This is a genomic window from Streptomyces roseoverticillatus (assembly GCF_000719265.1).
GTDB classification, from domain to species: Bacteria; Actinomycetota; Actinomycetes; order Streptomycetales; family Streptomycetaceae; genus Streptomyces; species Streptomyces roseoverticillatus.
Genome location: NZ_JOFL01000030.1, coordinates 1 through 20,693, shown reverse-complemented (window position 1 = coordinate 20,693; position 20,693 = coordinate 1). Strand labels below are relative to the sequence as shown.

The 20,693-nt window shown below is 71.6% G+C and carries 21 protein-coding genes and 5 tRNA genes; 8 read left to right on the top strand and 18 right to left on the bottom strand.

The genetic code is table 11. The annotated features are described in order from the left end of the window. Window positions 1–52 precede the first annotated feature (52 nt). On the top strand, window positions 53–286 hold the full coding sequence (locus IF61_RS0127915; protein WP_030369306.1) for an Lrp/AsnC family transcriptional regulator: 234 nt from the start codon (window positions 53–55) through the stop codon (window positions 284–286). A 20-nt stretch (window positions 287–306) separates the two neighbouring features. Further along, window positions 307–810, top strand: a complete 504-nt coding sequence (locus IF61_RS0127910) for a DUF3515 domain-containing protein (RefSeq protein ID WP_030369305.1) — start codon at window positions 307–309, stop codon at window positions 808–810. 13 nt (window positions 811–823) lie between these two features. Here the strand turns inward: IF61_RS0127910 and IF61_RS0127905 are convergent, their stop codons facing one another. Genes IF61_RS0127905 through IF61_RS0127895 form a run of 3 tightly spaced genes read right to left on the bottom strand, consistent with a single transcriptional unit; the run spans window position 824 to window position 3,754 of the window. Further along, window positions 824–1,972 (bottom strand): D-alanine--D-alanine ligase family protein, encoded by a 1,149-nt coding sequence (locus IF61_RS0127905; protein WP_030369304.1) that lies wholly within the window; start codon window positions 1,970–1,972, stop codon window positions 824–826. Window positions 1,973–2,006: 34 nt separating this feature from the next. Then, entirely contained in the window at window positions 2,007–3,008 is a 1,002-nt protein-coding gene (locus tag IF61_RS0127900) for an NAD(P)H-dependent glycerol-3-phosphate dehydrogenase (protein ID WP_030369303.1), read from the bottom strand. Then, a complete protein-coding gene (locus IF61_RS0127895; RefSeq protein ID WP_030369302.1) occupies window positions 3,005–3,754 on the bottom strand; it encodes a lysophospholipid acyltransferase family protein in 750 nt (249 codons plus the stop codon). The genes IF61_RS0127900 and IF61_RS0127895 overlap by 4 nt, the downstream gene beginning before the upstream one ends. A gap of 161 nt (window positions 3,755–3,915) precedes the next feature. Here IF61_RS0127895 and cofC point away from each other — a divergent pair, with 161 nt between their 5' ends. Both cofC and IF61_RS0127885 read left to right on the top strand, forming a co-directional pair. Then, window positions 3,916–4,647, top strand: coding sequence for a 2-phospho-L-lactate guanylyltransferase (gene cofC / locus IF61_RS0127890; RefSeq protein WP_078660561.1), 732 nt, complete (start codon window positions 3,916–3,918; stop codon window positions 4,645–4,647). Between the two features lie 9 nt (window positions 4,648–4,656). Then, window positions 4,657–4,881, top strand: a complete 225-nt coding sequence (locus IF61_RS0127885; protein WP_030369300.1) for a hypothetical protein — start codon at window positions 4,657–4,659, stop codon at window positions 4,879–4,881. A gap of 179 nt (window positions 4,882–5,060) precedes the next feature. Here the strand turns inward: IF61_RS0127885 and IF61_RS0127880 are convergent, their stop codons facing one another. The 4 genes from IF61_RS0127880 to leuC form a co-directional block, all read right to left on the bottom strand. Next, the gene (locus IF61_RS0127880) at window positions 5,061–5,765 is read right to left on the bottom strand and encodes an HU family DNA-binding protein (RefSeq protein WP_030369299.1); all 705 of its coding nucleotides are present in this window, start codon (window positions 5,763–5,765) and stop codon (window positions 5,061–5,063) included. 125 nt (window positions 5,766–5,890) lie between these two features. Next, on the bottom strand, window positions 5,891–6,136 hold the full coding sequence (locus tag IF61_RS0127875) for an SCO5555 family protein (RefSeq protein WP_030369298.1): 246 nt from the start codon (window positions 6,134–6,136) through the stop codon (window positions 5,891–5,893). A gap of 169 nt (window positions 6,137–6,305) precedes the next feature. Then, window positions 6,306–6,899 (bottom strand): 3-isopropylmalate dehydratase small subunit, encoded by a 594-nt coding sequence (gene leuD / locus IF61_RS0127870; protein ID WP_030369297.1) that lies wholly within the window; start codon window positions 6,897–6,899, stop codon window positions 6,306–6,308. A gap of 6 nt (window positions 6,900–6,905) precedes the next feature. Next, window positions 6,906–8,357: a 3-isopropylmalate dehydratase large subunit gene (leuC, locus tag IF61_RS0127865; protein WP_030369296.1), complete on the bottom strand. Its 1,452-nt coding sequence runs from the start codon at window positions 8,355–8,357 to the stop codon at window positions 6,906–6,908. A gap of 127 nt (window positions 8,358–8,484) precedes the next feature. Here leuC and ndgR point away from each other — a divergent pair, with 127 nt between their 5' ends. Next, the gene (ndgR, locus tag IF61_RS0127860) at window positions 8,485–9,213 is read left to right on the top strand and encodes an IclR family transcriptional regulator NdgR (protein WP_030369295.1); all 729 of its coding nucleotides are present in this window, start codon (window positions 8,485–8,487) and stop codon (window positions 9,211–9,213) included. 208 nt (window positions 9,214–9,421) lie between these two features. Here the strand turns inward: ndgR and IF61_RS0127855 are convergent, their stop codons facing one another. Beyond that, window positions 9,422–9,946, bottom strand: coding sequence for a DUF4188 domain-containing protein (locus IF61_RS0127855; RefSeq protein WP_043191060.1), 525 nt, complete (start codon window positions 9,944–9,946; stop codon window positions 9,422–9,424). Window positions 9,947–10,028: 82 nt separating this feature from the next. Here IF61_RS0127855 and IF61_RS0127850 point away from each other — a divergent pair, with 82 nt between their 5' ends. Further along, window positions 10,029–10,682: a MerR family transcriptional regulator gene (locus IF61_RS0127850; protein WP_030369293.1), complete on the top strand. Its 654-nt coding sequence runs from the start codon at window positions 10,029–10,031 to the stop codon at window positions 10,680–10,682. A gap of 352 nt (window positions 10,683–11,034) precedes the next feature. Here IF61_RS0127850 and IF61_RS33650 read toward each other — a convergent pair whose 3' ends face one another. The 10 genes from IF61_RS33650 to IF61_RS0127800 form a co-directional block, all read right to left on the bottom strand. After that, window positions 11,035–12,057 carry an MEDS domain-containing protein gene (locus IF61_RS33650; protein ID WP_052393118.1) on the bottom strand — a complete coding sequence of 341 codons (1,023 nt, stop codon included), beginning with the start codon at window positions 12,055–12,057 and terminating at the stop codon, window positions 11,035–11,037. Then, complete coding sequence (locus IF61_RS34730) at window positions 12,047–12,556, bottom strand: STAS domain-containing protein (RefSeq protein WP_157848699.1); 510 nt, start codon at window positions 12,554–12,556, stop codon at window positions 12,047–12,049. The genes IF61_RS33650 and IF61_RS34730 overlap by 11 nt, the downstream gene beginning before the upstream one ends. Window positions 12,557–12,640: 84 nt before the next feature. After that, window positions 12,641–12,716, bottom strand: a tRNA-Glu gene (locus IF61_RS0127835). A 42-nt stretch (window positions 12,717–12,758) separates the two neighbouring features. Beyond that, window positions 12,759–12,830: transfer RNA gene (locus tag IF61_RS0127830), tRNA-Gln, on the bottom strand. 18 nt (window positions 12,831–12,848) lie between these two features. Next, window positions 12,849–12,921: transfer RNA gene (locus IF61_RS0127825), tRNA-Glu, on the bottom strand. A 39-nt stretch (window positions 12,922–12,960) separates the two neighbouring features. Continuing rightward, window positions 12,961–13,033, bottom strand: a tRNA-Glu gene (locus IF61_RS0127820). Between the two features lie 82 nt (window positions 13,034–13,115). Beyond that, window positions 13,116–13,187: transfer RNA gene (locus IF61_RS0127815), tRNA-Gln, on the bottom strand. Between the two features lie 213 nt (window positions 13,188–13,400). Further along, entirely contained in the window at window positions 13,401–14,921 is a 1,521-nt protein-coding gene (gene gltX / locus IF61_RS0127810) for a glutamate--tRNA ligase (RefSeq protein ID WP_078660559.1), read from the bottom strand. Then, on the bottom strand, window positions 14,914–15,696 hold the full coding sequence (locus IF61_RS0127805) for a fumarylacetoacetate hydrolase family protein (RefSeq protein WP_030369289.1): 783 nt from the start codon (window positions 15,694–15,696) through the stop codon (window positions 14,914–14,916). Before IF61_RS0127805 ends, gltX begins: the two co-directional genes overlap by 8 nt. Window positions 15,697–15,998: 302 nt before the next feature. After that, the gene (locus IF61_RS0127800) at window positions 15,999–16,217 is read right to left on the bottom strand and encodes a hypothetical protein (RefSeq protein ID WP_052393117.1); all 219 of its coding nucleotides are present in this window, start codon (window positions 16,215–16,217) and stop codon (window positions 15,999–16,001) included. Between the two features lie 485 nt (window positions 16,218–16,702). Here IF61_RS0127800 and IF61_RS0127795 point away from each other — a divergent pair, with 485 nt between their 5' ends. Continuing rightward, entirely contained in the window at window positions 16,703–20,374 is a 3,672-nt protein-coding gene (locus IF61_RS0127795; protein ID WP_030369287.1) for a sensor histidine kinase, read from the top strand. Window positions 20,375–20,383: 9 nt separating this feature from the next. After that, a partial coding sequence (locus IF61_RS0127790; RefSeq protein WP_030369286.1) for a roadblock/LC7 domain-containing protein occupies window positions 20,384–20,693 on the top strand: 310 nt, incomplete at its 3' end.

Genomic DNA, 20,693 nt, shown 5'->3' with positions numbered 1-20,693 from the left:
ACCGTGGCGTCTCTTCTCCCCACATGATCCTCGTAGCCGCCCTGGAGGTTCCGTGGTACAGGCGTACATCCTGATCCAGACCGAGGTCGGCAAGGCGTCGACCGTGGCCGAAGTCATCTCGAAGATCTCGGGGGTGATCCAGGCCGAGGACGTGACCGGTCCGTACGACGTGATCGTGCGCGCCCAGGCCGAGACCGTGGACGAGCTCGGCCGCATGGTGGTGGCCAGGATCCAGGCCGTGGAGGGCATCACCCGCACACTGACCTGCCCGGTCGTCCATCTCTAGGTCCCCCGTATGCTCGGCCGGTGAAGTCTTTCCTCCGCCGGCCCTTCGGCCTGCCCGCTGTCGTCGTGCTGTGCGCGGCCGCCGGCTGCTCGCCGGCGGGAGGCACGGAGGGTCCCGCCGTGCCCACGCCGCCGGCGCGGGCCGCCGGGCTCTGCCGGGCGCTGCACAAGGAGCTGCCGAAGTCCGTGGACGGGAAGAAGCGGCGCACCGCCGATCCCGTCTCGGACTTCACCGCAGTGTGGGGTGATCCCGCGATCGCCCTGCGCTGCGGGGTGGAGCGTCCCGAGATCATCAAGCCCGGTTCCGAACACTACAACCCCGCCGCGGACTCGGTGGAGATCGACGGTGTGGACTGGCTGCCGGAGCGGCAGCCGGACGGCAGCGTCCGCTGCACGACCACCCTGCGGGAGGCGTTCGTGGAGGTGACGCTGCCGAGGCAGGTCGTCGGCGGGGCCGGCGATCTCAGTGCGCTCACCGATCTCGCCGGCGCCGTCGCGAAGACGATCCCGGTGGGGGTCGTCTAGCGCGGTCCGCGGGCTAGCGCAGGCCGGTCGGCCGGCGCAGCGCCGCCTGGATGAGGCGGTCGATCAGCTCGGTGTAGCCGACGCCGCTCTCCTGCCACATGCGCGGGTACATGGAGATGGGCGTGAAGCCCGGCAGGGTGTTGATCTCGTTGATGACGAACTCGCCGTCCTCGGTGAGGAAGAAGTCGGCCCGCACGAGGCCCTCGCACGAGGCGGCGTCGAAGGCCTGGATCGCGAGCTCCTGCACCCGTGCGGTCTCCTCCGGCGTCAGCGGCGCGGGGACGAGGCCGGCGGCGGAGTCGATGTACTTCGCCTCGAAGTCGTAGAAGTCGTGGGCGGTGACCGGGGGGATCTCGGCGGGGACGCTGGCGCGCGGCCCGTCCTCGAACTCCAGGACGCCGCACTCGATCTCCCGGCCGCGCAGCAGCGACTCGACGAGGATCTTCGGGTCGTGGCGGCGGGCCTCGGCGACGGCGTCGTCCAGGCCGGAGACGTCGTCGACCTTGGTGATGCCCATGGAGGAGCCGGCGCGGGCGGGCTTGATGAAGACGGGCCAGCCGTGCTCGCCGGCGAAGTCGGCGATCTTCTTGCGGGCGGCCGCCGGATCTGTGTCCCACTCTCGCGGGCGGATGACCTCGTACGGGCCGACGGGCAGGCCGAAGGAGATGAAGACGCGCTTCATGTACTCCTTGTCCTGGCCGACGGCCGAGGCGAGCACACCGGCGCCCACGTAGGGCATGCCGGAGAGCTCCAGCATGCCCTGGAGGGTGCCGTCCTCCCCGTAGGGGCCGTGCAGCACGGGGAAGACCACGTCGACCTCGCCCAGGGCCTTGGGCACGGCGCCCGGCTCCGTGTAGACGACCTCGCGGTCGGAGGGGTCTACCGGCAGGACGACGGTGCCGTCGGGCGACTGCGCGAGCTGCTCGACGCTCGGCAGCGTGCGGTCGGCGATGGCCATCCGCTCGGGGTCGTCCGCGGTGAGCGCCCAACGGCCGTCGGTGGTGATGCCGATCGGCAGCACGTCGTACTTCGTGCGGTCGATGGCGCGCAGCACGGCGCCGGCGGTGACCACGGAAATGGCGTGCTCGGAACTGCGGCCGCCGAAGACGACCGCCACACGCGGCTTCCGGCCAGGGCTCTGGGGGGTGATCTCGCTGCTCATATCGCGACGAGAGTACCTCGTGGTGGGAGCCGCGTCAGTGCCGCTCGGGCTTGGCGCTGCGCGACATCAGCTCCTTGAGGGCGACGAGCGGCGGCTTGCCCTCGTGCACGATCTCCACGACGGTCTCCGTGATCGGCATGTCGACGCCGTGGCGGCGCGCCAGATCGAGCACCGACTCGCAGGACTTGACGCCCTCGGCGGTCTGCTTGGTGACGGCGACGGTCTCGGCGAGGGTCATGCCGCGGCCGAGGCTCGCGCCGAAGGTGCGGTTGCGGGAGAGCGGCGAGGCGCAGGTGGCCACGAGGTCCCCCATGCCAGCGAGGCCGGCGAAGGTGTGCGCGTCGGCGCCCATGGCGAGGCCCAGGCGGGTGGTCTCGGCCAGGCCGCGGGTGATGAGGGAGGCCTTGGCGTTGTCGCCGAGCCCCATGCCGTCGGCGATGCCGACGGCGAGGGCGATGACGTTCTTGACGGCGCCGCCGAGTTCGCAGCCGACCACGTCGGTGTTGGTGTACGGGCGGAAGTAGGCGGTGTGGCAGGCGGCCTGGAGCCGCTTGGCCACGGACTCGTCGCGGCAGGCGACGACGGCGGCGGCGGGCTGCCGGGCGGCGATCTCCTTGGCGAGGTTGGGGCCGGTCAGGACGGCCACTTGGTCCGCGGAGACCTTGGCGACCTCCTCGACGACCTCGCTCATGCGCTTGGCGGTGCCGAGCTCGATGCCCTTCATGAGGGAGACGAGGACGGTGTCGGCGGGCAGCAGGGGCGCCCACTCGGTGAGGTTGCCGCGCAGGGTCTGGGAGGGGACGGCGAGGACGGTGAACGCGGCGCCCCGTGCGGCCTCGGCGGGGTCGGTGGTGGCCCGTACGGAGGGCGGGAGCTCGGTGCCGGGGAGGTAGTCGGGGTTGGTGCGGGTGGTGTTGATCGCCTCCACGACCGCGGCGCGCCGGCCCCACATGGTGACCTCGCAGCCGGCGTCCGCGAGGATCATGGCGAAGGCGGTTCCCCAGGAACCGGTGCCGTAGACGGCGCAGCGCGTCACTTGTCGTCCTCCTGGGCCTTGCGGCGGGCCGCGGCGCGGGCCTTTTTGGGGTTGTACGGCTCGGCGGGGGCCGGCTCGCCGCGCAGTTCGGCGAGGAGGGCGGTGATGGCGGTCATGATGTCGTCGGTCGCGGCGCGCAGGACGTCCGCGGTGGGCTCCTTGCCGTAGTACGCGGAGAGGTCCACGGGCGGGCCGGCGATGACCTTGAGGGTCTTGCGGGGGAAGAGCTGGAGCTTCTTCTCCTTGGCGTACGGCGGCATGGCCTCGTTGGCGCCCCACTGGGCGACGGGGATGACCGGGGCGCGGGTGAGCAGGGCGACGCGGGCGGCGCCGGTCTTGCCCTCCATGGGCCACATGTCGGGGTCGCGGGTGAGGGTGCCCTCGGGGTAGAAGGCCACGCACTCGCCCTTGTTGATGGCCTCGACGGCGGCCTTGAAGGCGGCTGCGGCGTCGGCCGACTCGCGGTAGACGGGGATCTGGCCCGTGCCGCGCAGGATGGCGCCGACGAAGCTGCCCTTGAACAGGGCGGCCTTGGCGAGGAAGCGCGGGACGCGCCCGGTGTTGTACTGGTAGTGGGCGTAGGAGAGCGGGTCGAGATACGAGTTGTGGTTGACGGCGGTAATAAAACCGCCGTCCGCCGGAATGTGCTCCATTCCTCGCCAGTCCCGCTTGAACAGAACCACGAGCGGCGGTTTCGCCAACACCGCCGTAAAGCGGTACCAGAAGCCGATTCTGTGGCGGGACACTCGGACACCCTTCTCTTGGGACCTGGACTCTGTGCTGAACCCGGAGGCCGCACAAGTGTCGCCCCAGGTCCCCGGTCTGTCGAGAACACCGTAACCCCGCGCTCCGCGGGCGGCTGCGGCAGCGGGTGACAATGAGGCTGTTGCGAAGAGAGGGGGCGGATGTGGTCTGGACGCTGGTGGTGCCGGTGAAGCCGCTGGCCCTGGCCAAGAGCCGTCTCGCCAGGGGGGCCGGGGAAGGGGCGCGGGCCGGCCTCGCGCTGGCGTTCGCGGTGGACACGGTGGCCGCGGCACTGGCCTGTGCGGCGGTACGGGATGTGGTGGTCGTCACGGGCGATCCGCTGGCGGGGGCCGAGCTGGCCGCTCTCGGGGCGCGCGTCGTGGCCGAACCCGAGGGGCCCGGCGGCCTGAACGGCGCCCTTGCGCACGGCGCCCGGAGCGTCCGGACCGGGCGGCCGGACGCCGCGGTGGCGACGCTCAACGCGGACCTTCCCGCGCTGCGACCGGCGGAACTGGCCCGTGTGCTCGATTCGGCCACGGAATTCCCCCGTGCATTTCTCGCGGACGCGGCGGGAATCGGAACGACGCTGCTGGCGGCGGCGCCGGGAATGGAATTGGCGCCGGCGTTCGAAGGACATTCGCGCGCCCGTCACAGTGGTTCGGGAGCCCGCGAGATCGGGCTGGCCGGGGTGGATTCCGTGCGCCGGGACGTGGACACGGAGGAGGATTTGCGGGCCGCCCTGGCGCTGGGCGTGGGGCCCCGTACGGCTGCCGCGGTGGAGGCGTCCGCGGGGGTGCCCGGCGCACGGGGCGGCCGCCCCGTGCGGCAGGGCCCCGTGCGCGGTCCGCGACCGCATGGGGCGGCTGCGGAACGCTCCGCCCCGTGCGCCGACTAGGCTGCTGGCATGCAGGCCACCGCGTACACCTTCGACCCTCAGACGCGCTCCGGGAGCGTGCTCCTGGACGACGGCACCCCGCTGCCCTTCGACGCCGCGGCGTTCGACGCGGGGGGCCTGCGCCTGCTGCGGCCGGGCCAGCGGGTGCGCATCGAGTGCACGGGGCCGGCCGCGGGCGCGGAGGGGGCCCCGGAGGGCCGCCGCGTGACGCTGGTGACGCTGCAGACGTTCTGAGGTCGCTGCGGGCGTTCTGAAGGGCGCCCCGGAACCGGCACCAGGAGGGGCCTCATGCGGACACCGGACAGGTCCTCATGCGGCCAGGCCTCCGGGCGCACCGGCACATTTCCGTACACACACCGCGGGCCGGGCTCCCCGAGGGGAGCCCGGCCCGGCGCGTGACGCCGTTCGCCGCCTTACTTCTTGGCAGCGGTCTTCTTGGCGGTGGTCTTGCGCGCGGTGGTCTTGCGCGTCGTGGCCTTGGTCGCCGTGGCCTTCTTGGCGGGCGCGGTCTTCTTCGCGGCGGCCTTCTTGGCGGTGGCGGCCGCGGTGGCCTTCTTCGCCGGAGCGGCCTTCTTGGCGACGGTCTTCTTGGCGGCGGCCGTCGTCTTCTTCGCCGGAGCGGCCTTCTTCGCCGTGGTCTTCTTGGCGGCGGCCGTGGTCTTCTTGGCCGTCGTGGTCTTCTTCGCGGCGGCCTTCTTGGCGGTGGCGGCCGCGGTGGCCTTCTTCGCCGTCGTCTTCTTGGCGGTGGCCTTCTTCGCCGCGGCCTTGGTGGTGGCCTTGCCGCCCGAAAGGCTGCCCTTGGGCGCCTTCTTGACGGAGACCTCGCCACCCTTCGGCAGCTTCTTCGAGCCGCTCACCAGGTCCTTGAAGCCCTGACCCGCGCGGAAGCGCGGCACCGAGGTCTTCTTGACCCGCACACGCTCACCCGTCTGCGGGTTGCGGGCGTAACGGGCCGGGCGGTCGACCTTCTCGAACGAGCCGAAGCCGGTGACCGAGACCCGGTCACCCGCGACGACCGCACGGACGATCGCGTCGAGCACCGCGTCAACGGCGTCTGCGGCCTGCTGACGGCCGCCGAGCTTGTCGGCAATCGCTTCAACGAGCTGCGCCTTGTTCACGTCTTCCCCTTCGGAGACATTGCTGGAACGAATGCGCTCCAGCCTTTTCGCACGTTAGGCAGATATATACCGCAAATCAAACACGAAACGGTCTAATCACCCTTGTGCCGCAACGAACTCGACCATCACGGAGTTCCGTCACGGTCGGGCTCTTCGGGGAAACGGCCCTCGTCGAGGTCGTTCATCAGCCGGTCCAGACGCATTGCGGCGCCTGAGAGATCGTGCTTCGCCGCGGCCGTGATGGCCAGCAGCTTCCGGGACAGCGCCATCCGTACGCCCTCCGGGACTTGCAGTGTGCGCACCCGGGAGTGCGCTTCCTTGAGACGGTCCGCAACGAGCCGGTATAGCTCGAGTTGGCTGTCGCGTTCCATGCACCGATTGTGCCATCTGAGGCGAGTTGTCGCTTCACAGGGCCTCAACAGAGCGATGCGCCCCCTGTCCGAAGACAGGGGGCGCATCATGCCAAACCCTTGGTGAGCAGCGAAAATCCGGGGTCCTCCAAGAGCCCTCCCGGGCGGCCGGAGGGACGTGAAATCCGTGTCAGATCCGGGCCGTGGAGGGCTTGAAAGAGGGCCTTCCGGCCTCGAAAGCGGCGACGTCGGCCTCGTGCCGGAGGGTCAGGCCGATGTCGTCCAGCCCCTCCAGCAGACGCCACCGGGCGTTCTCGTCAAGGTCGAAATCAGCCGTGATGCCCTCGGCCCGGACCTGGCGGGCGACGAGGTCGACGGTCACCTCGGCGTCGGGGTCGGCCTCGGTCAGCTCCCAGAGGGCGTCGACGGTCTCCTGCGGCAGGACGACGGTCAGCAGACCGTTCTTGAGCGAGTTACCGCGGAAGATGTCGGCGAAGCGCGCGGAGACGACCGCCTTGAAGCCGTAGTTCTGCAGGGCCCAGACCGCGTGCTCGCGGGACGAGCCGGTGCCGAAGTCCGGGCCGGCGACCAGAACGCTGGCCCCGCGGCGCTCGGGACGGTTCAGCACGAAATCGGGGTCCTTGCGCCAGGCCTCGAACAGACCGTCCTCGAACCCGTCGCGGGTGACCTTCTTGAGCCAGTGCGCGGGGATGATCTGGTCGGTGTCGACGTTGCCGCGGCGCAGCGGTACGGCGCGTCCGGTGTGCGTGGTGAAAGCTTCCATGACGGTTCAGGCCCCCAGGGGAGTGCGGACGTCGGACGCGGCGGCCGTGCCGGACGGGGCGGGCAGGTCGGCCGGGGAGGCCAGATGGCCCAGTACGGCGGTGGCGGCGGCCACCTGGGGCGAGACCAGGTGCGTACGGCCGCCCTTGCCCTGCCTGCCCTCGAAGTTGCGGTTGGAGGTCGATGCGGACCTCTCGCCCGGCGCGAGTTGGTCGGGGTTCATGCCGAGGCACATCGAACAGCCCGCGTGGCGCCACTCGGCACCGGCCGCGGTGAAGACCTTGTCCAGCCCCTCGCCGACGGCCTGCAGGGACACCCGTACGGAGCCGGGGACGACCAGCATCCGGATGCCGTCGGCGATCCGGCGGCCCTCCAGGACGGCCGCGGCGGCGCGCAGGTCCTCGATCCGGCCGTTGGTGCACGAGCCCACGAAGACGGTGTCGACGCGGATGTCGCGCAGCGGCTGACCAGCCGTCAACCCCATGTATTCCAGGGCCTTTTCGGCGGCCAGGCGGTCGGACGGGTCGGGATAGGCGGCGGGGTCGGGGACGGCCGCCGACAGGGGGGCGCCCTGCCCCGGGTTGGTGCCCCAGGTGACGAACGGGGAGAGCTCGGCGGCGTCGATGACGACCTCGTGGTCGAAGACGGCGTCGTCGTCGGTGCGCAGGGTGCGCCAGTAGTCGACGGCGGCGTCCCAGTCGTCACCCTGGGGCGCGTGGGGCCGGTCCTTCAGGTAGGCGAAGGTGGTGTCGTCGGGCGCGATCATGCCGGCGCGGGCGCCCGCCTCGATGGACATGTTGCACACGGTCATCCGCGCCTCCATCGAGAGCTTCTCGACGGCCGTTCCGCGGTACTCGATGACGTAGCCCTGGCCGCCGCCGGTGCCGATGCGGGCGATGACGGCGAGGATCAGGTCCTTGGCGGTGACGCCCTCGGGCAGTTCGCCGTCGACGGTGACGGCCATGGTGCGGAACGGGGCCAGCGGCAGCGTCTGGGTGGCGAGGACGTGTTCGACCTGGCTGGTGCCGATGCCGAACGCCAGCGCGCCGAAGGCGCCGTGGGTGGAGGTGTGGCTGTCGCCGCAGACGACGGTGGTGCCGGGCTGGGTCAGTCCCAGCTGCGGTCCCACTACGTGGACGACGCCCTGTTCGACGTCGCCCAGCGGGTGCAGGCGGACCCCGAACTCGGCGCAGTTCTTGCGCAGCGTCTCCAGCTGGGTGCGGGAGACCGGGTCCGCGATGGGCTTGTCGATGTCGAGGGTCGGGGTGTTGTGGTCCTCGGTGGCGATGGTGAGGTCCAGGCGCCGCACGGGGCGCCCGGCCTTGCGGAGGCCGTCGAAGGCCTGCGGGCTGGTGACCTCGTGGAGCAGGTGCAGGTCGATGTAGAGCAGGTCGGGCTCGCCCTCGGCGCGCCTGACGACATGGTCGTCCCAAACCTTCTCTGCGAGTGTGCGTCCCATCGCTGTCCCTCCGGCCGGCGTCGTCGCCGGTCACATTCCTGTGGCTGTGGGTGCTCTCCAACCAGGTTGAGGCTTCTCCGGGAAATTTGAACTTGCGTTTCACAGTGTGAGACGCAAGTATCGTTGCATGGACAACACTGGTGGCGCCTCGAGCGGCGTGGGAGTACTCGACAAGGCGGCTCTGGTGCTGAGTGCGCTGGAGTCCGGGCCGGCGACCCTGGCCGGGCTCGTCACGGCCACGGGCCTGGCGCGCCCGACGGCGCACCGGCTGGCGGTGGCGCTGGAGCACCACCGGATGGTGGCGCGGGACATGCAGGGCCGGTTCATCCTCGGCCCGCGGCTGAGCGAGCTGGCGGCCGCGGCGGGCGAGGACAGACTCCTGGCGACGGCGGGCCCCGTGCTCACCCACCTGCGGGACGTGACGGGCGAGAGCGCGCAGCTCTACCGCCGCCAGGGCGACATGCGCATCTGTGTGGCCGCGGCGGAGCGGCTGTCGGGCCTGCGGGACACGGTGCCGGTGGGCTCCACGCTGCCCATGAAGGCCGGCTCGGCCGCCCAGGTGCTGATGGCGTGGGAAGAGCCGGAGCGGCTGCACCGCGGCCTGCAGGGGGCCCGCTTCACGGCGACGGCGCTCTCGGGCGTGCGTCGCCGGGGCTGGGCGCAGTCGATCGGTGAGCGGGAGCCGGGCGTCGCCTCGGTGTCCGCCCCCGTGCGCGGGCCGTCCAACCGCGTGGTCGCCGCCGTCTCGGTCTCCGGACCGATCGAGCGCCTCACGCGGCACCCGGGGCGCATGCACGCCCAGGCGGTGCTGGACGCCGCGATGCGCCTCACGGAGGCGCTGCGCCGCAACGGCTGACCGGAGGGGCGCGCGGAGCGGGGCGCATGAGGCGGCTCGCACGAGGGCCTCATGCGGCCCGCTCCGCACGGCCCGCCTCACGCAGGCCGGCACCGGCGCCCCGTGCGGCCGGACGCCGCTGCTTCTACGCGCCCCATGCGGCCGGGCGCCGCTACTCCCACGTGCAGCCTGAGGCACCCGACCCGTACGCCCGACCCGTACGCCCGGCCTACGCGCCCGCTTCAGGCACTACCCCGCGCGCCCGGCCTCCCGCGCTCGCGAACCGTTCCGCCGCGCGTTCGCCGTGCTTGGCCACCGGCTCGACGCCGTAGGCCTTGCCGAGCCCCTGCTTCGGCATGCCGGAGTAGACCGACTCGTACGAACCGGCCGGCACGACGTACGTCTCGTGCCAGATGCCGACGCTCCCCTCGCCGCCCCGCGCGCGGCGGTTGAAGGCCGCCCACGCGGGGCGGTGCTCCTTGTTCCGGTCCGCGGCGTAGGCGAGCAGCTTTTCGCGGGATTCCCAGTACTGGACGACGCCGAAGTCCCTCGGGCCGCCGCCGAACGGCCGGTAGCCCAGCAGCCCGCTGTTCTCGTCGCGCGAGAGCTCCCTGAGCATGCGCGGCATCGCGCGGAGGGTCGGCAGCCAGTGGCGCACCGCCCGCCAGCGGTTGATCCGCATCCCGATCAGGAAGACGACCACGTCGCCTTCGGCTGCGGCGGTGACCCGTTCCGTTATCGGCTGTGCACCCATGAGAGCTCCCCCAGAAGTCATCGGATAGCGTCACTATCCATGCTTGGATAGTGCCACTCTCCGAGGAAGGGCGCAACAGGACATGCGATTGGCCGAACTCAGCGAACAAAGCGGCGTGTCCACCGCCACGATCAAGTACTACTTGCGCGAGGGGCTGCTGCAGCCCGGCCGCAGGGTCTCCGCCACCCAGGCCGAGTACGACGACACGCATGTCCGCCGGCTGCGCCTGGTGCGGGCTCTGATCCAGCTGGGCAAGGTGCCGGTGGCCACCGCGCGCGAGGTCATCGCCGCCGCCGAGGACGAGTCCCTGGACCACCATCTGAGACTCGGCGCGGCCACGTGGGCCCTGCCGACCGGACCGGAGCCCGACGAGGACGACCCCGAGGCCGCCGCGGCGGGCCGCACGGTGACGGCCCTGCTGGAGCACGTCGGCTGGCGCACCGACCAGGAGCTCGGTGAGCTGTCCCCCGCCTACCGCACGCTGGTCGCGGCAGTCGCCGCGCTCAGGCGCCTCGGCTACCCCTGCGGTGTCGCGCACCTGCTGCCCTACGCGCGGCTCGCCGCGCAGCTGGCGGTCACGGACCTGGATCTGATCGAGGAGCAGCCCACGGAGGCCGGGCAGATCGAGGCGGCCGTCGCGCTGACGGTGCTCTACGAGCCGGTGCTGCTGAGCCTGCGCCGCCTCGCGCACTCCGAGGAGTCCGCCCGGCGCTTCACGGACGCCGGCGGGGCGTGAGGCCGGGGAGCCGCCAAGGGCTCCACAGCACCCCAGGCGGACACCAGGCCCGGACGGGCCTCATGCGGGGGCCTCGTGCAGGGCCTCATGCGGGGCCTCATGCGGGGGGCCTCGTGCAGGGCCTCATGCGGATACCAGGCCCGGACAAGGGCTCACGCAAGACACCAAGCCCGGACAGGCCTCACGCGGAGCCTCACGCAGGCATCAAGCCCGGACAGGCCTCACCAGGGCCTCATGCCGGAACCTCAGGCGAGCCTCACGCCGTACACCCGCCCCACGCCCCACGTCCCACGGCCCCGCGCCCCACGGCCCGCGGCTCCGCGGCCCACCCCGCACCCCGCACCCAAACACCTCACAACCGCTCCGCGTCCCCCGGCCCCGCCATCCGCAGGGTGAGGACGGTCTCCGGGCCCCGTGCGCGCACCTCCAGGGAGTCGCCGAGGCTGCGGGCGAGCCACAGGCCGTCCTCGGCCCCGTGGGCGTCACCGGGCGGTGCGGGCGGCCGGTAGCCCGCGAAGGGCGGGACGGCGGCATACGGCACCGCACCACGCCCATCGCACGGCCCCCTGCGCCCGCTGTCCCGCTCCGTGCGCCGTAGCTCGTACACCACCGCGCCCGGCTCCTCCCAGGCCCGCAGCGTGACACGCGCGCCCTCCGGGGTCAGCAGGTAGGCGGCGGCCTCATGCGCGGCCAGTTCGGCGAGGGCGAGCCGGTCGCCGGTCAGGCCCGCGCCGGCGGCCCGTTCGCGGGCGAGACGGCGCAGCACGGCGGCATCGTCCGTGGGCCCCGTGCAGGCGGCGGACGGCGGCGCGCATGAGGCGGCCGGCCCCTCCACCGCTGCCGCATAAGCGGCAGGGTCCGTGTAGGACGCGCACGGGGCCTGCCGCTCGCCGTCCAGGCGGACGGGATGGGTGGCGACGGCCGCCTCCGCCACGTCTCCGGGGACGACGCGGGTGTCGTAGGGGCAGACCATCCACACGGGCAGTCCGGCGAGGAGCACGTTGAGCCCGGACTCCATGCGTTTCCACTCCGCGGTCTGGCGGGCGGAGCGGCCGGCCCACACGGGTTCGGCGATCATGCGCGTGCGCCGGCCGGGGCGGGCGCGCCGTTCGTGGTAGCGCAGGAAGGCGGAGACCCGGTCGACGGGGCGGCGGCCGAAGTGGGCGGTCTCGGCGGTGTCGAGGTGGTGGGCGCTCTCCCCCAGGGCCTCCCGCAGCAGCTCGATGTTGGCGGGTGTCGTGGCGGCGAGGACGGGCTCCCCTGCCGCGAGTCCGTCCCGTACGAAGGGCACCGCCATCGCCAGGAACTCCGCATCGGAGCCGTACAGGCAGGCGTGGTGGACGAACCCGGTCGAACCGGTGCGGTCAGCAGCCATGCGCGGCCCCCAGCCGCAGGCCCGGCGTCGTGTCCCAGCCGATGAGGGTGATGACCTGCAGCAGGTGGGGCGGTACTCCGGCGAGCTCCACGGTGCAGTGGCGGGCGGCGCGGGCCCGGGCGAAGGTCATGAGCAGCCGCAGCCCGGCGAGGTCCAGGAACTCCACGCGGGACATCTCCAGGCGCAGGTCGCCGCGGACGGAGGCCACCGACTGCAGGGCCTCCCTGAGGTGGCGGTGGGAGCCGGCGTCGACCACCCCTTCGATCCGCAGTCCCGGCGGGCTGACGGTGGCGACGACGGTCAGTACGGCCGTGCGGACGAGAGGATCCACTTCGACGCTCCTGGAATGGGCCGCTGCGGAGGCGTCCTGCGCGGCGGGCTCTCGGCGGCGGATGTCGTGGTGACGCAGCTCCTGCGTCCCGCCGGCGCCCGAACTCCGCGGCGGGCAGGGCTTCGTGGCGCGGCGGGGCCGGCAGCGGCCGCCGCTGGGATGGGCCATGGGGGGATTATCGGGCGGGGCCGGGGTGCGCGGAAGGCCGCATGAAAAAATGCCCCCCGCGTATGCGGGAGGCATTCTCTCCTGTGGTACCCCCGACCGGATTCGAACCGGCGCTACCGCCTTGAGAGGGCGGCGTGCTAGGCCGCTACACAACGGGGGCTTGCTTTTTATTTTGCTCTGCAGACTCAAAAAGCAATCTGCGCTGGGCTACCAGGACTCGAACCTAGACTAAATGAACCAGAATCACTCGTGCTGCCAATTACACCATAGCCCATGGTGGTTTTATAACCAGTACCCCCGACCGGATTCGAACCGGCGCTACCGCCTTGAGAGGGCGGCGTGCTAGGCCGCTACACAACGGGGGCCCTAGCGATCTCCTTCAGGTCCCCCTGATTGGAAATCTGTACCCCCGACCGGATTCGAACCGGCGCTACCGCCTTGAGAGGGCGGCGTGCTAGGCCGCTACACAACGGGGGCTTGCACTTCGCTTTTGCGCTTTCGCGCGCTTTCTACTTTATCAGTAGATTTGCGAGAGAATTTCCGCGAAGAATTTCTCTTGCTGGGGTACCAGGACTCGAACCTAGACTAAGGGAACCAGAAACCCTCGTGCTGCCAATTACACCATACCCCACCGTAACTCCACCCCCCTCAGGGGGGCTTGTCCGGCTTGCGCCCTCCGCTCCGGCCTCTCGGCCCTCTCGGGCGGCGCAGGAAGAACATTACCCGAAGGAGGACGGGGCGCCAAAATCGATAGATGCCCCCGCGCAAACGCGACGGGGCCCGGCAGCCTCGGGTGAGGCTGCCGGGCCCCGTGGGGCGCCCTGCGACGGGCGCGTCAGGCGCGTCAGGCGGTGAGCTTGGCCAGCGCGGCGTCGACGCGGGTGAGCGTGCGCTCGCGTCCCAGGATCTCCAGGGACTCGAACAGCGGCAGGCCGACCGTACGGCCGGTGACGGCGACGCGGACGGGCGCCTGGGCCTTGCCGAGCTTCAGGCCGTGCTCCTCGCCGGCGGCGACGACGGCGGCCTTGATGGCGTCGGCGGTCCACGCAGCACCCTGGAGGTCCCCGAGCTTTTCGCGGGCCGTGCGCAGCAGGGCGTCCGAGCCCTCCTTCATCGCCTTGGCCCAGGACGCCTCGTCCTCGGCCGGCTCCTCCAGGAAGAGGAAGTCGACGTTGGCGGTGATGTCGGAGAGGACCGTGAGGCGGGTCTGCGCGTGGGGCGCGATGGCCTCCCAGGCGGCCCGGTCGAAGGCCTCGGGCGCCCAGGGCGCGTGGGGCGCCCGCAGCCAGGGCTCGCAGGCCTCGGCGAACGCCTTCACGTCCAGCTGCCGGATGTGGTCGGCGTTGATCGCCTCGGCCTTCTTGAGGTCGAAGCGGGCCGGGTTGGCGTTGACGTCCTTGATGTCGAAGGCCGCGACCATCTCGTCCATCGAGAAGATGTCCTGGTCGGCGGAGAGCGACCAGCCCAGGAGCGAGAGGTAGTTCAGCAGGCCGGCCGGGAGGAAGCCGCGCTCCCGGTAGAGGTTGAGGGAGGCCTGCGGGTCGCGCTTGGAGAGCTTCTTGTTGCCCTCGCCCATCACGTACGGCAGGTGGCCGAACTCCGGGACGGTCTTGGCGACGCCCAGCTCGATCAGCGCCTTGTAGAGGGCGATCTGCCGGGGCGTGGAGGAGAGCAGGTCCTCGCCGCGCAGGACGTGGGTGATCTCCATCAGCGCGTCGTCGACGGGGTTGACCAGCGTGTAGAGCGGCGCGCCGTTGGCCCGGACGATGCCGTAGTCCGGCACGTTCTCCGGGGTGAAGGTCAGCTCGCCGCGGACGAGGTCGGTGAAGGTGACGGCCTCGTCGGGCATCCGGAAGCGCACGATGGAGGGGCGGCCCTCGGCCTCGTACGCCGCCTGCTGCTCGGGCGTGACGACGCGGCACTTGCCGTCGTAGCCGGAGGGCCTGCCGGCGGCGCGGGCGGCCTCGCGGCGCTCGTCGAGCTCCTCGGCGGTGCAGTAGCAGCGGTAGGCGTAGCCGCCGTCCAGGAGCTTCTGCGCGACGTCCTTGTAGATGTCCATGCGCTGCGACTGGCGGTACGGCGCGTGGGGGCCGCCGATCTCGGGGCCCTCGTCCCAGTCGAAGCCCAGCCAGCGCATCGAGTCCAGGAGCTGCTCGTACGACTCCTCGGAGTCGCGCGCCGCGTCGGTGTCCTCGATGCGGAAGACCAGGGTGCCGCCGTGGTGGCGGGCGAACGCCCAGTTGAAGAGGGCGGTGCGGACCAGGCCCACGTGGGGGTTGCCGGTCGGGGAGGGACAGAACCGTACGCGGGGGGGTACCCCCTGCTCGAGCGAAGTCGAGAGCTTGGGGGAGTTCGCGTTAGCCACGCTTGATCACCTTGTTGGTGAGAGTGCCGATGCCTTCGATGGTGACGGCGACCTCGTCGCCGACGTTGAGCGGTCCGACTCCGGCCGGGGTGCCCGTGAGGACGACGTCGCCGGGGAGCAGCGTCATCGCCTCGGTGATGTGGACGATCAGGTCCTCGATGGAGCGCACCATGTCGCCCGTGCGGCCCAGCTGGCGCTGTTCGCCGTTGACCGTGCACATGATCCCGAGGTCGCCCGGGTCGAGCTCGGTCTCGATCCAGGGGCCGAGCGGGCAGGAGGTGTCGAAGCCCTTGGCGCGGGCCCACTGCTTCTCGCGCTGCTGGGCGTCGCGCGCGGTGACGTCGTTGGCGCAGGTGTAGCCGAGGATGACGTCCTTGACGCGCTCGCGCGGGACCTCGCGGCACATGCGGCCGATGACGACGGCCAGCTCGGCCTCGTGGTGCAGCTCGCTGGAGAAGGAGGGGTACTCGATGGCGCCGCCGGGGCCGATCACCGAGGTGGAGGGCTTGAGGAAGGCCACGGGGAGGTCGCCGACCTCGTTGCCGAGCTCGGCGGCGTGCTCCGCGTAGTTGCGGCCGATGGCCACGACCTTGCTGGGCAGGACGGGCGAGAGCAGCCGGACCTTGTCCAGCGGGACCTTGGTGCCGGAGCGCTCGAAGTCGCCGTAGGGGATGCCCTTGATGATGTCGAGGACGGGGCCGCCTTCTGTGGCGGCGTCCCCCTCCACGACGCCGTAGCCGACGTTGCCGTCGATGGAGAACCTGGCGATGCGCACGGGAAGCTTTTGCCCCTATCTGATCCGGCCGGAGTCTGACACCCCAGGCTATCGCGGGGGCCGCGGGCCGCCGGGCGGCTCCACCGGGGCAGGGCGGGCCCTACGGGCAGGCCGAGTCTCTACGGGACGCTCGGATCCGCCGCGGGCCGGATTGTGCGCGGCTTTCACGGGGAGCCCCTTTTGTGGTCCTGGTGTGGGGAGCCCCTTTTGTGGTCCTGGTGTGTAGTCCCGGCCGGGACTACACAAGGGGCTCCTCAACGGGACCGCACAAGGGGCTCCTCAAGAGGAAGAGCCCGGTGAGATCAGTCCTGGGGAAGGACGATGACCGGAGCCGTCATGAGGACGGTGCGGCGCGGGTTCGCGGTGACCGGGGGGAGCTCGGTGGCGTGGGCGACGGCCTCGGCGATCCGCAGGGAGGCGCTGTCGTCGAGGTGGACGAGCGTGGTGCGGCGCGGGTTGGCGGTCTTCCGGTTCGCCTTCGGGGTCGCATTCCGGGACGTCAGCTTCGTCGTCGTGGTCATCACTTACTGCCTCGCGGTGTCGTGGTGCGCTGGTCGTTCTCGCGGCCTGTGTAAAGGACCAGGCTAGGCGCGCCTATCCCCACGCGTCCGCGGGAGAAGTCCTGACTCGCTTGTGAGTTTGCTCACGAGTGCGACGAAATATGCCGCAAACCGGGCGGCCGTTCGGCGCTCACGAAACGGACATTGCAGGGCTGAACCTGACGTTCCGCTCCTGATCATGGAATCTGGGACACCCGGTCGACCTCCTCGCCGACCCAGAGGTCTGTCCCCATACGCCCCTTATAAAGGCCCTGGTCCTCTACGCCCCGTGACGAATTCCGGCACTGAGCGTGATGCCGGAGCGGGTGGGGTGCACCGGCCTTGTTGGAGATCTGGCACTGTGCTGGAATTCCACGGACCGCCAGGGGGCAACCGCGGTCCCCCCACGACTCGACACCGTCCCGTCTTCTACCGGCGGGGCGCCTGGTCCAGAGGTTGCGACGCTAGTGCAGGGACGTTTCAAGAGGGATGGCAGCGCTGCGGCGGAGCCGGAGCCGCGCGGTGCGACCGACCGCGGCCCGTCCGCCGATGGGCAGGCCGGCGAAGGATCCGCCGACCGGCCGCAGGCCACGTCAAAGGCGAAGGCCAAGGCGAACAAGGCCAAGCTGCCGAGCGGGCCGGGCTCACGAATAGCCCTGCGCAACTGGCGAATCAGTACGCGCCTCGTCTCCCTGCTGGCCCTGCCCGTCGTCGCCGCGACGACCCTGGGTGGCCTGCGCATCAACGACGCGCTCACCAACGTCGACCAGCTCGACCACATGAAGCTCCTCACGGACATGACCGGCAAGGCGACCCAGCTCGCCAACGCGCTCCAGGAGGAGCGCGACCGGTCCGCGGGTCCGAAGACGGACGGCAACCCCGGCGACGACGCCGTGGTCGCGTCGCAGGAGAAGACCAACCAGGCGATCGACGCCTTCAACGGGGCCACCCGGGGCGTGAAGCCGACCGACCCCACGATGGTCGGCGTGCAGACCACCCTGGTCGACATCACCCGGCAGCTGAACAAGATCAAGCAGGTCCGGCAGGACTCGTTCGACCCGAAGCAGAGCGACTACATCGCCCGTTCGGTCAACAACTACGACGGCCTGATCAACGCCCTGCTGTCGCTGTCCCAGGACATGGCCCAGGCGACCAGCAACGCCGACATGATCACCAGCACGCGTGCGCTGGCGACGTTCTCCGCCGCCAAGGAGTACGCGTCGATCCAGCGCGCCGTGATCAGCGCCGCCCTCGCCAACAAGAAGGGCCCGTACCTCTCCCCGAACGACCAGCAGTACGGCCGCGAGGCGTACGACGCGGAGAACGAGGCGATCCGCCGCTTCACCGCCATCCGGGGCGCGGACTCCCAGCAGCTGCTGCAGGCGATCAACGGCGGCAACGCGGACATCACGACCGCCAAGACGTACACCGACCGCGTCTTCTCCAAGGACAACGGCATCAAGAACGAGCCGAAGTCCTACAAGGACTGGTACGACCAGGCCTCGGTGAAGCTCGGCGAGATGTCCAAGATCGAGCAGACCCTGCTCTCCCAGATGGAGCAGAAGGCCCTCGAGCTGCGTGACGACGCGCAGCAGGACGCCATCATCAACGGTGTCCTGATCATCCTCGTCCTCGGCATCTCGCTCGTCGGCGCCTTCGTCGTGGCCCGCTCCATGGTGCGCTCGCTGCGCCGCCTGCAGGACACCGCCCAGCGGGTCGCCCAGGACCGTCTGCCCGAGCTCGTCAAGCAGCTCTCCGAGACCGACCCGCAGGACGTCGACACGTCCGTGGAGTCCGTCGGCGTGCACAGCCTCGACGAGATCGGCAAGGTGGCCGCGGCCTTCGACGACGTGCACCGCGAGGCCGTCCGCCTCGCCGCCGAGCAGGCCCTTCTGCGGGGCAACGTCAACGCGATGTTCACCAACCTCTCGCGCCGGAGCCAGGGCCTCATCCAGCGTCAGCTCTCGCTCATCTCCGAGCTCGAGAGCCGCGAGGCCGACCCGGACCAGCTGTCCTCGCTGTTCAAGCTCGACCACCTCGCGACCCGTATGCGCCGTAACGGCGAGAACCTCCTCGTCCTCGCGGGTGAGGAGCCGGGCCGCCGGTGGACCCGCCCCGTCCCGCTCGTCGACGTGCTCCGTGCCGCCGCGTCCGAGGTGGAGCAGTACGAGCGCATCGAGCTGAGCGGCGTGCCGCCGACCGAGGTCGCCGGCCGCGTCGTCAACGACCTCGTGCACCTCCTCGCCGAGCTGCTGGAGAACGCGACCTCGTTCTCCTCCCCGCAGACCAAGGTCAAGGTCACCGGCCACGCCCTGCCCGACGGGCGGGTGCTGGTCGAGATCCACGACACCGGCATCGGTCTCTCCCAGGAGGACCTCGCCTCCATCAACGAGCGGCTCGCCAGCCCGCCGACCGTGGACGTCTCGGTCTCGCGGCGCATGGGTCTGTTCGTGGTCGGCCGCCTGTCCCTGCGACACGGCATCCGCATCCAGCTCCGGCCGTCCGACTCGGGCGGTACGACCGCGCTCGTCATGCTGCCGGTCGACGTCGCCCAGGGCGGCAAGAAGCCGATGCCCGGCGCCGTGCCCCCGGCCGGCGGCAACGGTCTGCCCGGCGGGAACGCCGGCCCCGCGGGTTCCGCCCCGCGCCGGCAGGTGCCGGCCGCCGGTGGCCAGCAGCGCCCCGCGCTGCCCCCGCGTCAGGGTGCGCCCGACGGCGGCCTGCCGGCGCGTCCCGTCCCGGCGCCCGGCGGCGGTGCCAACCCCGCCGCGGGCAGCCTCTTCGACGCCTCGCCGCGCGGCGGTGCGGACCGGACGCCTCCGCAGGGTGGCGGTGGCCGCCCCGCGCTGCCGACCCGTGGCAACGGCGGCCCCGCCGCGGTGCCGCCCCAGGCTCCCCAGGCGGGCAAGCCCGGCCGCAAGCAGCAGCCGAACCAGCAGGGCCGGCCCGGTCAGCCCGGTCAGCCCGTTCGTGGCAACGGCGCCGGCGAGCTCCCGGCCCGCCAGGCCCCGAGCTGGGGCAGCGAGCAGTCCGCCGGCGCGCCCAAGGCGCCCCAGGCCCCGACGCCGCCCGCCGCCCCCGTGGACGACTGGCCGGTCGCCGGCAACGCCTCCTCGCGCTCCGCGCAGGACACGCCGCGCGGTCACGAGGACATCGAGAGCACGGGACAGTTCCCCGGGCCCCAGGCCGCGCCCCGTGCGGCCCTGCCGAGCGCCGGTCCCGGCGACACCGCCGAGTTCCCGGCGATCGGTGCGGGTCCGGACGCGTCCGGCAGCACGGGCCAGTTCGAGCGCCCGCGCCCCGTCGACGCCCCGAACAGCACGTCGGGCCAGTACGCCCGCCCCATGCAGGGCGACACCCCCGGCAGCACCTCGGGCCAGTACGACCGCCCCGCCCTCGGCGAGGCACCCAACAGCACGTCCGGCCAGTACGCCCGCCCCGTGCAGGGCGACACGCCGAACAGCACGTCCGGTCAGCACGCCCAGCCGGAAGCCGACGACGACCCGCTGACCAGCACCACCGGTCAGTTCGCCCGGCCGGCGCTGCGTGAGGCCGGCCACAGCTCGCCGCTGTTCGAGGAGCTGGAGTCCAACTGGTTCCGGGGCGCCGCCGGCGAGGAGCAGGCCGCCGCGCCCGAGCAGGCCGCGCAGGCGCCCTCCTCGGAGAGCCTGCCGAAGCGTCAGCCGCGCCAGTCCCTCCAGGACGCGGAGCGCGGTCCGCTCGGCGACGTGCCCCGTGCCCCGCAGGCGAGCCGGCCGACCCGCCCCTCGCAGGCCCGCCCCGTGCCGCAGACCCGCCAGGCCCCTCAGGCCCAGCAGGCCCAGCAGCCCGCGGCCGACAACTGGCGCCAGTCCCCCAACGACGAGCGCTGGCGCCGGGCCGAGCAGGTCCGCGAGCCCGCCTCGAGCGGCACCACCGCTTCCGGCCTGCCGCGTCGCGTCCCGCGCGCGAACCTCGTCGACGGCACCGCGGAGACGCAGGCGGTCCCGCAGATCGGCCCGCAGGTCTCGCGTGCGCCCGACGACGTGCGCGGCCGTCTGACCAACCTCCGCCGGGGCATCCAGCAGGGTCGTCAGGCCGGCAACACCTCGTCCACGGGTAACCACACCGTTGACCCCACCTATCAGCAGGAGCGTTAGTTGAGTCCGATGAGCCAGGCGGCGCAGAACCTGAACTGGTTGATCACCAGTTTCGTGGAGAACACTCCAGGGGTGTCCCACACGGTCGTGGTCTCCGCCGACGGACTCCTTCTGGCGATGTCCGAAGGGTTCCCGAGGGACCGCGCCGACCAGCTGGCGGCCGTTGCCTCCGGCCTGACCTCACTGACCGCCGGAGCCTCCCGCATCTTCGAAGGCGGCCCCGTCAACCAGACCGTGGTCGAAATGGAGCGCGGCTTCCTCTTCATCATGTCCGTCTCCGACGGATCCTCGCTGGCCGTGCTGGCACACCCCGAGTGCG